This window comes from Mesorhizobium sp. 113-3-3, assembly GCF_016756495.1.
Lineage (GTDB): Bacteria > Pseudomonadota > Alphaproteobacteria > Rhizobiales > Rhizobiaceae > Mesorhizobium.
This window is the reverse complement of record NZ_AP023243.1, coordinates 2,712,944-2,728,137: the sequence shown is the minus strand read 5'-3', so window position 1 is coordinate 2,728,137 and position 15,194 is coordinate 2,712,944. Positions and strand designations below refer to the sequence as shown.

Sequence of the window (15,194 nt, the reverse complement as noted above, 5' to 3'; positions counted from 1 at the left end):
GCCGTCAGGCCGGCTGGCCGTCGAGATGGATGCGGTCGACCGCTTGCGGATAGAAGGCGATCAGCCCTTTGACTTTCGGCATTTCGTCGATCGGGTCGCGGTAGCTCCAGGCAATGTCCGGCCGAACCGAACCGTCCTTCAAAAGACCCGACCAGTAGGAGGCGATGCCCTTGTAGGGACATCGCGTCGTCGAATTGGACGCCGTCAGCCGCTCCAGCCGGACATCATCCGGCGGCAGATAGAACCGCGTCGGCAGAAGGGTCTCGAACAGCAGCACCGGGCGCTTGCTGTCGGCGATGATGTCGCCGTCGAACCAGACCTGCACATGGCTGGAACTGTGCAGCACGTCGATGCGCGCATAGGGATCGCGGGCGTGGACGAAGACTTCCTCTTCCTCCTCGAACCACTGGTCGACCGCTTTCCAGGTGAAGGCGATGCGGCCGGCAAGCGGCGAAAGATTTTCGTCCGGCGGTGCCGTGAACGACCACGCCGCATTGGCGGCGCGCCTGTCGCCGCTGTCTATGTCCCAATAGGCGGTCTCGCCGCCGACCGCGTGCGGCTCGCGGTGCGCGGAAGGTTTCAGCACCGACACATCGACCGAGGACGGCGGGAAGAAATAGATCGGCAGGAAATGGTTGGAACGCAGCACCAGCACGTTGCGGCTGTCGGCGATGGTGCGGCCGCCGAATTTGACGCGCACGCGCTTGGGGCTGTGCAGCACATTGACGAGGCGCGGAGCGCTGGCTTCGCGGGGCTGGAGGTTTGGTGCGGCGGTCATGGCTGTCCCCTCTCAGGATACGGCGCGCGCATTGGCGCGCTGCTCGGCGAAGCGGTTGGCGGGGCGGGCAAGCCCGAAACGGTCGCGCAAGGTGCCCGGCGCGTATTCGGTCGGGACGAGGCCGCGACGCTGCAATTCCGGCACCACCTGTTCGGCGAAATTCACCCAGTCCTCGGGCAGCAGCGGGAACATCAGGTTGAAGCCGTCGGCCGCACCCGCGACGAACCAGTCCTCGAGCTGGTCGGCGATCTGCTTCGGCGTGCCGGCAACGTTCGGCACCGAGCCGCTGTTGGCGAGCTTGCGGGCAATGTCGCGCAGGCTGAGATTCTGCTTCGACCATTGCTTGACGCGGTTGAGCGAGGTGCGCCCGCCATTGAAGGTGCTCTCGTCCGGCAGCGGCGGCAGCGGTCCGTCCGGCGGATAGGCCGAAAGGTCGACGCCGCTCCAGCTCGACAACAGGTCGATGCCGACCTGGTCGGGCAGCAGGCTCTGCAGATACTCCTGCTTGTCGCGGCCTTCGGCCTCCGAAGCGGCGACGATGGGCAGGATGCCGGGCAGGATCTTGAAGCTTTCCGGCCGCCGGCCATGGCGCGCCAGCCGCTCGTTGATGTCCTGGCGGTACTTGATGCCGTCTTCCCTGGTGCTGTAGATGGCGAAATGCGCATCGGCTTGCGCCGTGGCGAAATTCTTGCCGTCCTCGGACGAACCGGCCTGGACGATCAGCGGATGGCCCTGCGGCGGCCGCGACACGTTGAGCGGCCCGCGCACCTTGAAGTGCTTGCCCTTGTGGTCGATCGGATGGACCTTGTCGGGATCGGCGAAATAGCCCGTCTCCTTGTCGATGAGGAGCGACTCGTCTTCCCAGCTGTCCCACAGCGCCTTGACGATATCGAGGAATTCGCCGGCCCGCTCATAGCGGAAGGCGTGTTCGATATTGCCGTCTCGGCCGAAATTGCGCGCCTCCTCGTCCATCGCCGAGGTGACGACGTTCCACGACGCCCTGCCCTTGCTGAGATGGTCGAGCGAGGCGAACAGCCGCGCGACATTGTAGGGCTCGCTGTAGGAGCTCGACGCCGTGGTGATCAGGCCGATATGTTTGGTCACCGCGGCCAGCGCCGACAGCAGCGTCAACGGTTCGAGGCGGGCATTGGCGTAATGCGCGACGCCGCTCTTGACCGAATCCCAGATCGACACGTGGTCGGCGACGAAGATGGTGTCGATGCGTGCCCGTTCGGCCGCCTGCACCAGTTCGCGATAATAGTCGAAATCGAGCACTTCGCGGCCCGGCGCGCGGGGGTGGCGCCAGGCCATGCGGTGGTCGCCCTGCGGGTTGAAGAAGAACGCGCTGAGGATCATGTGCGACATCTCGATACCTTCCCTGCGGATGCGGAAAACCGCCGGCGCTGCGGCCTGTGGCCGTGCCCCGAAAATTGTCCAGTCAGCGAAAGTTAGATTGCGCTCGAGCTTAATTCGAGTAATTTTATAGAGATTGTTCCATATGAAAGCGGAAGCGATTGCCCTTGATCGCCGCGCGGACAGAAAGTGGTTTCCGGTCCTCCATGTCTTCAGTCTTGAATGTCGAGCGCCTCTCCGTTTCCTATGCCGGAGCCAGGCGCATCCATCGCGCGGTCGATGACATTTCGCTCTCCATCGGCCAGGGCGAAGCGCTCGGGCTGGTCGGCGAATCCGGTTCGGGCAAGAGCTCGGTGGCGCTGGCGGTGCTGCGCTATCTGCCCAGGCATGCCCGGGTCGAGGCCGCGCAGTTGGCCTTCGAAAACCGCGAGATCCGCAACCTCTCCGCCGACCAGCTGCGTCGGCTGCGCGGTGACCGCATCGCCGCCGTCTACCAGCATCCGGGCTCGGCGCTGAACCCGAGCATGACCATTGGCGGCCAGATCACCGAGACGATCCTGCGCCATCGCCCGATGCATCACGACGATGCGCTTGGCCGTGCGGCCCAACTTCTGAGCCGCGTGCGAGTCGGCAACCCCGAACGCGTGCTGCGGCTCTATCCGCATGAACTGTCGGGCGGCATGCAGCAGCGCGCCAACATCGCCATTGCCATCGCGCTGGACCCCGCACTGCTGGTGATGGACGAGCCGACCACGGCGCTCGACGCCAGCGTCCAGTCCGAGATCATCGCCATCCTCGACGATCTGCGCCGCGAGCACCGCACCTCGATCCTGCTGATCAGCCACGACATCAACCTGATCCGCCGCTCCTGCGACCGGGTGTCGGTGATGCAGGCCGGCTCGATTGTCGAAACCGGTGCCGCCGCTGACGTGTTCGACAACCCGCGCCACGCCTATACACGAGCGCTGGTCGCCGCCATTCCCACGCTCAGCCGCACCAAGCGCGACGGCAGGCTGGCCGAGGATGCCAGCCCGGTGGACCTGGCTTCGGACGTGCCGGCCCGCGAGCAAACGGAAAGCGCCCTGCCCGCATTGGAGCACAAAATCGCCGTCTCTTGCCGTGGGATAAAGCAATCCTTCGGAGGCCAGCCGGTGCTGCACGGCATCGACCTCGACATCGCCAGTGGCGAGACTTTTGGGCTGATCGGCGAATCCGGTTCCGGCAAATCGACGCTGGCCCGCATCGTCACCGGCCTGCAGCCGCCGACGGCGGGCACGGTCGCGCTGTTCGGCAAGACCGTGGCGCCGCTGGTCGAGCGGCGGCAGGCGAGCGAGCGGCGCGACGTGCAGATGGTGTTCCAGTCGCCCGACCGCACGCTCAATCCGCGCCAGCGCATCGGCCGCATCCTCGGCCGCCCGTTGCGCCGCCTGGCCGGCCTGCCGCGCCGCGCCGTGCCGCAGCGCATCAGTGACCTCCTGGCATCGGTCCGCCTCGCCCGCACGACATCGGAGCAGAAACCCGGCACACTCTCAGGCGGCCAGCGCCAGCGCACGGCCATTGCGCGCGCCTTCGCCGGCCTGCCGCGGCTGGTGGTCCTGGACGAGCCGACCTCGGCGCTCGACGTCTCGGTGCAGGCGACCGTGCTCAACCTGCTCAACGACCTGCAGAAGAAAGAGGATACCGCCTACCTCTTCATCAGCCACGATCTGAGGGTCGTGCGCTACATGGCCGACCGCATCGGCGTGCTCTATCGCGGCCGCCTGGTCGAGACCGGTTCCTCCGACCAGATCTTCGCCGGCCCCAACCATCCCTACACGCAGATGCTGTTGGCCGCGTCTTCCAACGATGGCCAAGCGACGACCCTGGCCGAAGCGCAGACGGCCCTCGAAGCCGGCCCCGGCGGCTGCGCCTTCGCGGGCCGCTGCCCGCTGGCGGACGCCGGCTGCCATGCCGCCCAACCGGTGGCCAAGGAGATTGCATCAGGCCATTTCATCGCCTGCTGGAAGCGCGCCGGCTAACCGCCTTATCCGCCGAGATAAAGCCGGTGCAGTTTAGCCGGCGACTTGAGCAATTTTAGGCAGTCGCCGTCATGGACGACGCGGCCGCGCCGCATGACATAGGCGCGGTTGCCGATCGACAAGGCGAGCGCCGCGAACTGCTCGACCAGCAGCACCGCCAGCCCATTGTCGGCGAGCTTGCGCACCGCGCTCATCAGCCGTGTGACGATGACCGGCGCCAGCCCCGCCGACATCTCGTCGATCAGCAGCACCTTGGGCCGTGTCAGCAGCGCGCGGGCGATTACCAGCATCTGCTGTTCGCCGCCCGAAAGCAGGCTGGCCTTCACCGTGCGGCGCTGCACCAGTTCGGGAAACAGCGCATAGGCTTCCGCGACATCGGACCCCGGATGCAGGCTCACCCGAAGGTTCTCCTCGGTGGTAAGCTGGCGGAACACGGTACGGCCCTGCTCGACATGGGCGAGGCCCTCGCGTGAGCGCACGCCCGGCCGTGCCTTCTGGATCTCGTGGCCATCGATGGCGATGGTGCCCCCGGCGACCGGGATGATGCCTGACAGACCTTCGAGCAGCGTCGTCTTGCCGGCGCCGTTGGCGCCGAGCACGACGCTGATGGCGCCGCTTTCGACCGCTATGTCGAGTGACGACACGACCGGCAATTCGGCGCGGTTGATCGACAGGTTGGAAACGACGAGCTTGCTCATGCCGCCACGCTCTCTTCCTCGATGCCGAGATAGGCCTTCTTCACCGACCCCTGGTCGAGCACCTTGGCCGGCGGGCCGGAGGCGATGACGCGGCCGAAATCGAGCACCGTCACCTGCGAGCAGACCGCCCGCACCAGGTCCATGTCGTGCTCGACCAACAGCACCGCCGAGCCGAACAGCTTTGGGATCTCGGCGATGCGTTGCCCCAGCCGCACGCTCTCCTCGTGCGACTGGCCGGCGGCTGGCTCGTCGAGCAGCACCACGGCCGGGCGCGCCGCGACCACGCCGGCGACGTCGAGCAGGCGCCTGGTGCCGGCATCCACCGACACCACCAGCGTGTCGGGATCGGGACAATCCAGCCAGCCAAGGATCGCTTTGGTCTCGCTCGCCGACAGGCCCTTGGCCGCCAGCGCCAGATAGCCGCCCACGGTGAGTTCGGGCGCGATCCGGTTGGTCTGCCAGGTCCGGCGCACCCCGGCGCGGGCGCGCAGATGCGCCGGCATGCCTTCCAGCGGCTTGTCGCCAAGTTTGATGCTGCCTTCATAGCCCGCAAGGAAGCCGGCAACGGCGTCGATGAAGGTCGACTTGCCGGCGCCATTGGGACCGATCAGCCCGGCGACGGTGCCGGCGGCGACCGTCAGGCTGACGCCGTCGAGCGCCACCACGCTGCCATAGCGCACGGTGAGTTTGTCGATGCTGAGCGCCGGGCCGGCGGCGCGGCTGACCGGGCTCGGCAGGTCGCTTGCCGGCGCCGATACAGCTGCCTTGACGCGCGCCGGCAGCATCTTGCGCAACTGCCGCCGGAAGGTCTCGCTCATCGTCTCGCCTGTCGACAGCGCCTGCGTGGCGCCGATGGCGAACAGCACATTGCCGATGTCCTGCGGCAGGTCGAGCCGGCGCAGGATTTCCGGGAACATCACCACCAGCAGCCCGCCGATGATCGCTCCCTCGGCGAAATGCGCGCCGGTCATGACCGCCACGGCGTAGAGCGACAGCGACTGCATCATGCCAAAATTCTCGGAGACCAGCGTGCCGAGATAGCCGGCCAGCAGCCCACCGGAAATGCCGGCGATGAAAGCTGAAATGGCGAAGGCCGACAGCTTGGCGGTGGCGATGCTGACGCCATGCGCGGCGGCCGCGCGTTCGGAATGCCGCACCGCCAGCCAGGAGGCGCCGAGCCGCGAACGGCTGAGCACTTCCAGCGCCACCGCGATCACCACGTAGAACAGCAGCACAAAGACGAAATAGCCTTCGTCGCTGTCGAACAATTCCGGTCGCGGCACCTGCAGGAAGTCGGTCTGTCCGGGATAGGTCATGGTCGCCAGTATGGTGTCGAAGGCGGTGGCGAAGGACAGCGTGACGATGGCAAGATTGATGCCGCGCAGCCTGAGCGCCGGCAGGCCGATGGCGACGCCGAGCGGCACCGCCGCCAAGCCGCCGATGAGGATCCAGACGGGCAGTCCGCCCGGCGCCTCGGCAAGGTTGAGGTAGCCGACGGTCCAGGCGCCGACGCCGGCGAACGACATCTGGCAAAGCGCGATCATGCCGGTGCGGCCGGCGACGAGGCCGAGGCTCTGCAAGGCGACGCCGGTGATCAGCACCGAAGTGGCCAGAAACACCCAGTAGGACGGCAGCAGGCCGAGCAAGGCGACACTGCCGGCGACAAGTGCTGCGGCAATGACGATCAGCGAGGCCTTCAGACTAGCGCGCTTCATCCCAACGGGCCTCCCGTTGCGACCACAAGAGAACGGCAAGCACGACCAGGAACGGAATGGCGCTGCGATACTGGCTGATGCTGTCGACCGAGCTTGCCATGCCCTCGACAAGGCCAAGCCCGATGCCGCCGGCGAGCGTGCGCCAGAAACTGCGGAACAGGCCGACAAGGGCGGCCGCAAGGGCGGGCACGACCAGCAGGCTGAGCGTCATGAAGTTCGGCGAGCGCTGCGGCGCGATGATCATCAGCGCGAAGGTGGTGAAAGCGCCGGTCATGCCCCAGACCAGAAGCGACAGCAGCTGCACCCGGATGCCGAGCAGTTCGGCCGCCATCGGCCGGTCGGCCAGTGCGCGCAGATTGAGCCCGACCTTGGTGTTGTTGAGGAACAGGTCGGCAAGCACGGTGAACAGCGCCGCCAGCCCGATGGTCAGCACCGAGGCGATCGTCACCTCGACGCCGGCCATGCGGAAGGCGGAGCCGGGAAACAGTTCCGGCATGTTGTGCGGATGCTGGCCGCCGGTCAGCCGCAGGCCGATGGCGATGATGCCGACCAGCAAGGCCACGGTGACCGCCGCCTTGGTCGAGGCGCTGGCCTCGCCGAACCACCGCGTCATGATATAGCCGATGGCCACGCCCACCACCGTTCCGACGGCGATGCCGGCCAGCACCGACGGCCAGATCGGGAAACCGGCTTCATAGAGCGCGATCAGCACGAAGGTGCCGGCCGTGCCGATGGCCGCGCCGGTGAAGTTGACCACGGCGACCAGCCGGTAGGTGAAGACGGCGCAGACGCCGAGCAAGGCATAGGTACCTCCGGCTGTCAGCCCCGCCACGGCGGATGTAAGCAATGCGTTCATCGGATTCCCAGTCTGGAGATGTGACAGGCCTCGTGCCGAACTCCTCGGCGAGGTAGGCGCCGCCCCTCATTGTCCTGCCGGACATTTCTCCTCACGAACGGGGAGAAAGGGCCTGAATGCCGGCAGGCAGGTGAGGAGCGGCGCCAACGCCCCGGGAGGACGCTACTTCGCCTGCGGCAGCACGACCCAGTCCGGCGTCTCGACCGTCCAGGCGCCCTTTTCCAGCTTCATCACCTTGGTCGACTGCATCGGCGAATGCATCTTCGCCGTGCCGAAGACGTAAGGGCTGCCGGCGAGCGGATTGGTGATCGGCTGCATCTCGTGCAGCGCCTTGCTCACGCTCTCGCGCGTCACCTCGCCGTCAATCGACGCCACCACTTTCACAAACAGCTGCGCGGCGAGATAGCCGCCCTGCGAGAAGGCGGTCAGCGGCCGGCCGGCCTTCTGCATGTCGGCCACCCATTGCGCATTGGCGGCCGAGCTCTTCTCGGTGAAGGGCTCCCATTCGGTGCCGACATAGATCGGCTGTTTGGTGTCGGCCAGCGCCGAGGCGACCTGCTCGGTGTAGCCGGGCGCCAGGAACAGCCAGTTGATGCCTGATATCTTCTGCGCGTCGACGGTCTTGATCAGCTGCACCACTTGCGGTTCGACCTGGTTGGTCAGCACCGCGTCGCAGCCGGCGTCGCGCGCCTTGATGACATAGGGTGTGAGATCACCCTGGAAGGGCAGCGTCAGGTCGATGAGATGGATCTTCTTGCCGGAGATCTTTTCCCAGTTCTCGATCGCCTTCTTGTAGGCCTCCTGCGTGCCGCCGATGATGATGAAGAAGGCGCAGAGCTTCTCGCTCTTCAGCTGGTTGGTGGCGTACCAGGCCATCGCGGTGGAGAGCGTATAGGGCCCGACATTGACCGGCGCCACGTTGGGCGAGGAAAAGCATGCGGCGTCGACGCCGAGGCCCTGCACCGACAGGATCTTCTTGCGGCTGTAGGTGGCGGAATTGACGGCGCAGTCGAGCAGGCTGCCCGAGCCGACCAGCGCCACCGCTTCCTTGTTGTCGATCAGGTCGCGCGCGGCTTGTGCCGCGACCGCCGGATCGGCCTTGTCGTCGGCGATCGTGTAGTCGATCTTGCAGCCATTGATTCCGCCGGCGGCATTGACCGCATCGAAGGCCGCCTGGGTCGCCTTCGGCACCTCGCTGAAATCGGCCGGGCCGGTGATGGTCGACACCGCGCCGACCTTGATCGTCCCGTCCTTGCAGGTCGGGCCGGCGGCCGACGCCGTGCCGGCTGTTGCCGCAAGGCCGATGCCGGCGAAGGCCGCCGCGAGCAGGCTGGATTTCCATTGCATGTCAGTCACTCCCCTGGTTTTCCTGAATCATTTTCTGATCATGCGGCGGCGCGATCCGGCGCCCTGATGCTGGCGGCATCGATGGCCGCGAATTTGGTCAGCGTGCGTGCGATGGTCTCCCGCGCAATGTCGCGCACGATGAACACCAGCCGCGTGCGCCGGTCGGCCGACGGCCAGGCATCGAGCCGCACCGGCGGATGGAAGACATGCTGCACGCCGTGCAGCACCAGCGGCCGCTCCGGCTGCTCGGTGACATGCACCAGCCCCTTGAACCGCAGCAGGTCCTCGCCCTTCAGCGCCGCGACATAATCGAGCCAGCGCGCGAAGGCCGCCCACTCGACAGGCTCGTCGATGACGAAGCTGTAGGACTGGATGCCATGGTGCGCGTGGGCATGGTGATGGCCGTGATGATGCGCGTGATCACGCGCGCAATCAGGATCGCATTCCTGCCCAGCCATCTCCGGCCAGGCCGCGATCTTGTCCGGCTCGGCCGCCGCGCCAACATGCCTGACATCGAGGATGTCGAAATCGGCCTCGCCATTATGCGCCAGGCTTTGCCGCGCCGCCGGCGCGAGGACTGCCAGCCGACGCTGCAACTCGCTTAGCGCTTCGGCCAAAACCAGGTCGGTCTTGGTCACCAGCAGCCGGTCGGCGACCGCCACTTGCTTGGCCGCCTCGGCATGGCGGTCGAGCGTCGACCAGCCATTCACCGCATCGACCGTGGTGACGACGCCGGCGACGTAGTAGCGGCCGGCGAGTTCCGGCTCGGCCATCAGCGTGTGCAGGATGGGGGCGGGATCGGCCAGCCCCGTCGTCTCGATGACGACGTGGGTCAGGTCAGGCACCTCGCCGGCACGGCTGCGCCGGTCGAGCGCCTTCAGCGTCGCCACCAGATCGCCGCGCACCGTGCAGCAGACGCAGCCATTGTCGAGCAGCGTGAACTGCTCTTCGCTGGCCTCGATCAGCAGATGGTCGAGCCCGATGGCGCCGAACTCGTTGATGATGACGGCGGCCCCGGCCAGCGACGGCCGGCGCAGCAGCCGGTTGAGCACCGTGGTCTTGCCCGAGCCGAGGAAGCCGGTCAGCACGGTCACCGGGATGGCGCGGTCAGTCCCGCTCATACACCACCCTCCCTTCGAACCAGGTGGTCAGCACCTTGGTGTCGGCGATCTCGTCGGCGGGCGTTTCCAGCACGTTGCGGTCGAGCTTGATGAAGTCGGCCGACTTGCCGATCTCGATCGAGCCGACCGTGTCGGCGAGCCCAATGGCGCGGGCCGAGTTGATGGTGAAGATTTCAAGCGCGGTGGCGACATCGAGCGCCTGTTCCGGCCACAGGGCGGCGCCCTTGAACGCGCCGCTCGGGTTGCGCCGCGTCACCAACCCTTCGATGCCGTCCCACGGATCGGGATTGGGCATCACCGGCCAGTCGGAGCCGCCGGCAAGCAGCGCGCCGGCCTCGAGCAGATCCTTGTTCGGCCAGAAGCGTTGGGCCCGCGCGTCGCCCATCGTCTGCTTGTGGCCTTCGAGGAAGCTGGTCGGATACCACAGGAAAGGCGAGAGGTCGGCGGCAACGCCCAACTCGGCGAAGCGGGCAATGTCGTCGGGCGCGATGTAGCTGGCGTGCGCGATGTGGTGGATGAGTTTGGTCGGCCCGTTGAAGGAGCGCACGACGTCGATGGCGTCGAGCGCCTGGCTGACGGCTGCGTCGCCCGCGCAGTGGATCTTCACGCCGAGCCCGAGCTTCTCGCATTTGCCGACCCAGCGGATCAGCTCCGGCACGGTGACGATGGTCGAGCCGCGAAAGCAGCAGCCGAGGATCGGGTCGTCCGTGTAGGGCTCGTGGAAGGCGGCGGTGCGCGCGCCCGGCACGCCGTCGAGGAATATCTTCACGAAATCCGGCTTCGCATGAACGCCGCGATAATTCTCGCGCAGCGCGATCAGCTCGTCGCCGGCAATGCCGAACATGAAGGACGGTTCGACCGCCGGCATGGCCGACACCGACCAGGCGCTCAGCTCGCCGCGATCATCAAGGCCTTTGAGCGCGGCCAGGATCGGCTGCATGGCGGCGGCGTCGAGGAAGGCAGTGACGCCATAGGAGTTGAGCGTGGCGATCGACCGCGCCATCGCCGCCCGGTCCATTTCCTCGGTGTAATGGCCCGATCTGGCGATGGTGCTTTCGACGATGCCGGCGGCGGATTCGATCATCATGCCGGTTGGCGCGCCGGAAGCCGGGTCGCGGCCGATCGAGCCTTTTTCCGGATCGGGCGTAGTTGACGAAACACCGGCGAGGCGCAGAGCCTGCGAGTTGATCCACCTGTTGTGATAGGTGTCGTCGCGCAGCATCACCGGCCGGCCCTGGCTGGCACTGTCGAGCGCGGCCAGCGCCTCCAGCGTGTTCAGCTTCGGCAGGAGATCGCTGCCCCACTGGCCGCCGATGATCCATGCGCCCTCCCGCGCCTTGGCCGCCGCCTCGCCGACGCGCGCGATCAACGTCTCGAAGCTTGCGGTTGGCGCAAAGCGCAGTTCGAACAGCTCCGCCTGGCCGCCCATCATCAGATGCGCGTGCACGTCGACAATGCCGGGCATCAGCATGGCGCCGTCGAGATCGACGACGCGCGTCTGCGGCCCCGTCAGGCCGGCGACGGCACCCGTCTCGCCCACCGCCACGATGCGCCCGCCCTTGACGGCCACCGACGAGGCCCATGGCCGCTTGCGATCCAGCGTGTAGATGCGGCCATTGCTGAGAACCAGGTCGGCACTTGTGTCTGGCATGTCGTTTCTCTCCTCACCGCCGGTTGCCTGCGCGGACCGTTCCGGCATTTTGCATTGCGGGCGGCGCCACCTCAGGTGTTGCCGCTACACCGCTCCTGCCGTTGTTTTTGTTCCCGTATCGGTTCACCATGTGAACCGACGTTTTGTATGTTATAGACAGACTGCAAGGCGCTGACGCAGCTGTCAAGTTAATTCACACGCTAACTATCTACTAGTTAACACGATAAGTAAAATGGAGAACCCTGCAATGAGCACGGTCGGCAAGGCGATTTCGCTGCTGGAGCTTTTCACGCCGAAGGAGCCGGAGATCGGCCTCTCCGACATTGCCCGCAAGTCGGGCCTCGACAAGGCGACGGCGCGGCGCCTGCTGGTGGCGCTGGCCGAACACCGGCTGATCGAGCAGGAACCGCTGAGCCGCCGCTACCGCCTCGGCGCCGGCCTCTCCCGTTTGGCCCGCAGGCGCGACGCGCATCTGCCCTTCGTGCGCGTCGCCGCTCCCATCGTGCGCGAGCTGGCGCTGGAGACCGGCGAGACCGTGCACCTCTCCGAATTCAGCGCCGGCGCGCTGCTCACCGTGCATGTCGAGCTGTCGGCAAAGGCCAACCGCGTCAGCGTCGATGTCGGCCAGATCCTGCCGCTGCACGGCACCGCGTCCGGCATCGCCTTCCTCGCCTTTTCACGCTCGGAAACCATCGAGGCGCATTTCGGCAGGCCGCTGACCGCCTTCACCCAGCACACCATGACCAGCCGCGACGCGGTGATGCGAGCCGTGCGGCTGGCGGCGACGCGCGGCTATTCGCGCAGCGCCGAGGGCTATGAGGAAGGCGTGCACAGTGTCGCCGCCCCCATCCTCGGCTCGGACGGTTTTCCGGTGGGAACGCTGGCGGTGGCCTCGCCGGTGTCGCGCATCGACGACGCGCTGGCCGACAGGCAAGGACAAGCCGCCCGCGAGGCCGGCGCCAGGATTTCCGCCCACCTCACCGGCGAACAATGGCATGCGTCCCTGCCGTTGCGGCAGAGATAATCATCCTGTCAAGTTCCGGCCAGCCGCAAGTCCGCGACAAGGTGGGAGGCTTCTTTGGAAGAGGAAACCGGAATGCACGCTGCGCGCAAATCGATCGCGTCAGATTTGTGCCGAAACTTGGATGGGGCGTGCAGTTTTGCGATTGCCCCGCGGAAGATATCTCCGGCGACCATCGGAGATTTCGGCCGCGCCGGAACCCCTACGCCGGCAGGGTCGGCTCGGTGTTTGGCTCCAGCGCCTCTTCCGCCTCATGCTCATCCGGCAGCACGTCGCCATGCACGCCCAGCGGCCGGCCGATCCAGACCGGATCGACCAGATGATCGCGCTTGGGGTTCTCCGTATTCGGGTGGATGAGGATGCTCAGGCCGCCATGGTTCAGCATCAGCCACGGAACCAGCGTGCCGAAAACCGCGTTGGCGAAGGAGACCTGGTACATGGCCTGGTCATGCGGGCCGACCTGTTTGTCATGCCAATTGCCCAGGCGCACGCGGAACCGCTCGCCGATGCGCAAACGCAGCCATTCGGCACGCTGCCGCTCGGCCGGCCCGTCGAAATAGATATGGGCGTGATAGCTGGCGATCTCGGCGAGCGACCTTGGACTGTCTTTGCTCATCTCAATGCTCTCCTCGCAGCGTGGCGGCTACCCGGCCATTGAGCCCAAGAACGCGGCTTTAAGCAAGGCCATCCGACTGCCCTGCCCGGCCGGCCGGGACGATCGGCCCCGGACAATCGGCCCAGGACAATCGGCCCAGACAATCGGCAACGCCTGGACGCGGTTCTCCCCGGCCAGGCATGCTCACGGGCTCGCGCCGCGAGGCTTTCCGGCCAGCGCGCACATCGTGTAACCTGATGATCCCCAGGGGAACATGACAAGATGAACATCGCCGAAACGCTGCCCTATCTGTCGTCGGCCGTTCTCGATCGCCTGGCGATCTCCACGCCTGAAATCGTCGACGAGATCGAACGCCAGATATCAGGCCAGAGGCGGGGCGAAGTCTGGTGCGCGCCGAAGGCGGCCGTGTGGCCGGGCGACGACCGCTACTTCATGGCCACGCTGGGCGTCGCCACCGTGCCGCCGGTGCTGGCCACCAAGTCGCTGGTGGTCAACCCGCGCAACGCCGCGCGCGGGCTGGCCACGCTCAATTCGCTGATCACCCTGCTCGACGCCGAGACGGGCCTGCCGCTGGCGCTGGTCGACGGCAATTGGGTGACGGCCAAACGCACGGCGGGCCTCAGCGCCGTCGCCGCCAGGCGCCTGGCAAGGCACGATACGTCGTCCGTCGCCTTCATCGGCTGCGGGGTGCAGGCGCGTGGCCATTTGGAGGCATTCGCCGACCTCTTTCCCCTGCGCGAAATCCGCGCCTTCGGCCGGGGCAAAAGCAATCGCGACGCGCTGTGCGAGATGGCGCGATCACGAGGCCTGGAAGCAATCCCCTGCGACACGGCAAGGGAAGCGGTGGAGGGAGCCGACATGGTGGTGTCGACGGTGACCCTGGTGCCCGAACCCGAACCGTTCCTCGACGCGAACTGGCTGAAACCGGGAAGCTTCGCCGCCATCACCGACCTGGCACTGCCCTGGCTGCCCGCAACGATGCGCCGCTTCGACCGCATCGTCATCGACGATCTGGAGCAGGAGAAGCAGATGCCCAAACCCTTGGTCGACGCAGCACTGGTCGCAGGCGACCTGACCGGCCTGGTCTGCGGCGACTTTGCGGGGCGGGAGGGTGCGGGCGAGACCACGGCGTTCGTGTTCCGGGGCATGGCCGTGGGGGATCTGGCGGTGGCGGGGCTGGTGTACATGCGGGCAAAGGCGGCGGGGGTGGTCTGCTAGGAAATGGCCAGGATCTCGAGTTCGCGCTGCCCCAGCTGGACAACATCGCCAATGGCCTTGCCCATCAGCGCGATCGCGACCGGTGAACCATGCGAGATGGAAGCTTGCGCCGGGTTGGCCTCATCCTCGCCGACGATGCGGAAGGTCTGGGTGCGGCCATCATCACGCGCGAAGGTAACGGTGTGACCGAAGGCGATCACGTCATTGGACGTCGGCACCGGCATGAGCTGAGCTGTACGGACGCGTTCGGCATAATAGGTGACATCCCGAACCGGAACCGCCGACTGCCGTCGCCTCTCGTTGACATCTTCCAACACGCTGGCCGCCTCCAGCGCCTGCCGAGCGCGAGCCAATTCATCTCTTAGCATCTCGAGACCCGCCTCGGTGACGAGGTTGATCCGATCGGAGATCGGCCGAGCCGGCAGGATGGTTTCCGATGCCGCCTCCGCGCTTTCCTCCTTGGCAAAGGCTACGCTCAATGGGGAGTAACTCCGTGTGGGATGATGTTGGTTAGGGGATAAACTATGGGGGACAACAAAGCTGCAACAAATTTGACGGCTGGCTTCGGCGGAGTGCCCACAGGGGGTCGACGGCAGGTCTGCTCCTTTGCCTTCAATGCTAGAACCCAACCGTTCTTTTGCGGCCAAAAGCTGCCGGACGGCAATGCGCCCAAAATCAGTCATTAATGGTCATCGAACCAAATGCCGTAACCTGCCGCCACCGGTGCCAGATATCCTCTGGCATCGATTTCTTGGAAGAGGACCACCTGCTGATGCCGGCGACAAACAGATATGGCCTTTGC

At 66.3% G+C, this 15,194-nt stretch carries 13 protein-coding genes; 3 read left to right on the top strand and 10 right to left on the bottom strand.

All coding sequences use genetic code 11. The features are described from left to right. Positions 1 to 4: 4 nt before the first annotated feature. Together JG746_RS13215 and JG746_RS13210 are read right to left on the bottom strand one after the other, a co-directional pair. Positions 5 to 778, bottom strand: a complete 774-nt coding sequence (locus JG746_RS13215) for a DUF427 domain-containing protein (RefSeq protein WP_202358527.1) — start codon at positions 776 to 778, stop codon at positions 5 to 7. Positions 779 to 790: 12 nt separating this feature from the next. After that, positions 791 to 2,143: an LLM class flavin-dependent oxidoreductase gene (locus JG746_RS13210; RefSeq protein WP_202358526.1), complete on the bottom strand. Its 1,353-nt coding sequence runs from the start codon at positions 2,141 to 2,143 to the stop codon at positions 791 to 793. A gap of 194 nt (positions 2,144 to 2,337) precedes the next feature. Between JG746_RS13210 and JG746_RS13205 the strand changes: the two genes are divergently transcribed. Then, positions 2,338 to 4,149 carry a dipeptide ABC transporter ATP-binding protein gene (locus JG746_RS13205; protein ID WP_202358525.1) on the top strand — a complete coding sequence of 604 codons (1,812 nt, stop codon included), beginning with the start codon at positions 2,338 to 2,340 and terminating at the stop codon, positions 4,147 to 4,149. A 5-nt stretch (positions 4,150 to 4,154) separates the two neighbouring features. Here the strand turns inward: JG746_RS13205 and JG746_RS13200 are convergent, their stop codons facing one another. From JG746_RS13200 to JG746_RS13175, 6 genes are all read right to left on the bottom strand, one after another. Continuing rightward, on the bottom strand, positions 4,155 to 4,847 hold the full coding sequence (locus JG746_RS13200; protein ID WP_202358524.1) for an ABC transporter ATP-binding protein: 693 nt from the start codon (positions 4,845 to 4,847) through the stop codon (positions 4,155 to 4,157). Continuing rightward, positions 4,844 to 6,562, bottom strand: a complete 1,719-nt coding sequence (locus JG746_RS13195) for a branched-chain amino acid ABC transporter ATP-binding protein/permease (RefSeq protein WP_202358523.1) — start codon at positions 6,560 to 6,562, stop codon at positions 4,844 to 4,846. The genes JG746_RS13200 and JG746_RS13195 overlap by 4 nt, the downstream gene beginning before the upstream one ends. Next, on the bottom strand, positions 6,549 to 7,418 hold the full coding sequence (locus JG746_RS13190) for a branched-chain amino acid ABC transporter permease (protein ID WP_202358522.1): 870 nt from the start codon (positions 7,416 to 7,418) through the stop codon (positions 6,549 to 6,551). Before JG746_RS13190 ends, JG746_RS13195 begins: the two co-directional genes overlap by 14 nt. 162 nt (positions 7,419 to 7,580) lie before the next feature. Then, on the bottom strand, positions 7,581 to 8,765 hold the full coding sequence (locus JG746_RS13185) for an ABC transporter substrate-binding protein (RefSeq protein ID WP_202358521.1): 1,185 nt from the start codon (positions 8,763 to 8,765) through the stop codon (positions 7,581 to 7,583). A gap of 38 nt (positions 8,766 to 8,803) precedes the next feature. Further along, positions 8,804 to 9,886: a CobW family GTP-binding protein gene (locus JG746_RS13180; protein WP_202358520.1), complete on the bottom strand. Its 1,083-nt coding sequence runs from the start codon at positions 9,884 to 9,886 to the stop codon at positions 8,804 to 8,806. Next, positions 9,873 to 11,537 (bottom strand): amidohydrolase, encoded by a 1,665-nt coding sequence (locus JG746_RS13175; protein ID WP_202358519.1) that lies wholly within the window; start codon positions 11,535 to 11,537, stop codon positions 9,873 to 9,875. Before JG746_RS13175 ends, JG746_RS13180 begins: the two co-directional genes overlap by 14 nt. 247 nt (positions 11,538 to 11,784) lie before the next feature. Between JG746_RS13175 and JG746_RS13170 the strand changes: the two genes are divergently transcribed. Continuing rightward, complete coding sequence (locus JG746_RS13170) at positions 11,785 to 12,561, top strand: IclR family transcriptional regulator (RefSeq protein WP_202358518.1); 777 nt, start codon at positions 11,785 to 11,787, stop codon at positions 12,559 to 12,561. Between the two features lie 199 nt (positions 12,562 to 12,760). Here JG746_RS13170 and JG746_RS13165 read toward each other — a convergent pair whose 3' ends face one another. Then, the gene (locus JG746_RS13165) at positions 12,761 to 13,174 is read right to left on the bottom strand and encodes a DOPA 4,5-dioxygenase family protein (RefSeq protein WP_202358517.1); all 414 of its coding nucleotides are present in this window, start codon (positions 13,172 to 13,174) and stop codon (positions 12,761 to 12,763) included. A gap of 261 nt (positions 13,175 to 13,435) precedes the next feature. On the opposite strand from JG746_RS13165, the gene JG746_RS13160 reads away from it, so the two are divergent. Next, positions 13,436 to 14,392 (top strand): ornithine cyclodeaminase family protein, encoded by a 957-nt coding sequence (locus JG746_RS13160; RefSeq protein ID WP_202358516.1) that lies wholly within the window; start codon positions 13,436 to 13,438, stop codon positions 14,390 to 14,392. Here the strand turns inward: JG746_RS13160 and greA are convergent. Next, positions 14,389 to 14,871, bottom strand: coding sequence for a transcription elongation factor GreA (greA, locus tag JG746_RS13155; protein WP_202359342.1), 483 nt, complete (start codon positions 14,869 to 14,871; stop codon positions 14,389 to 14,391). The two genes, JG746_RS13160 and greA, sit on opposite strands and share 4 nt — an antisense overlap. Positions 14,872 to 15,194 lie beyond the last annotated feature (323 nt).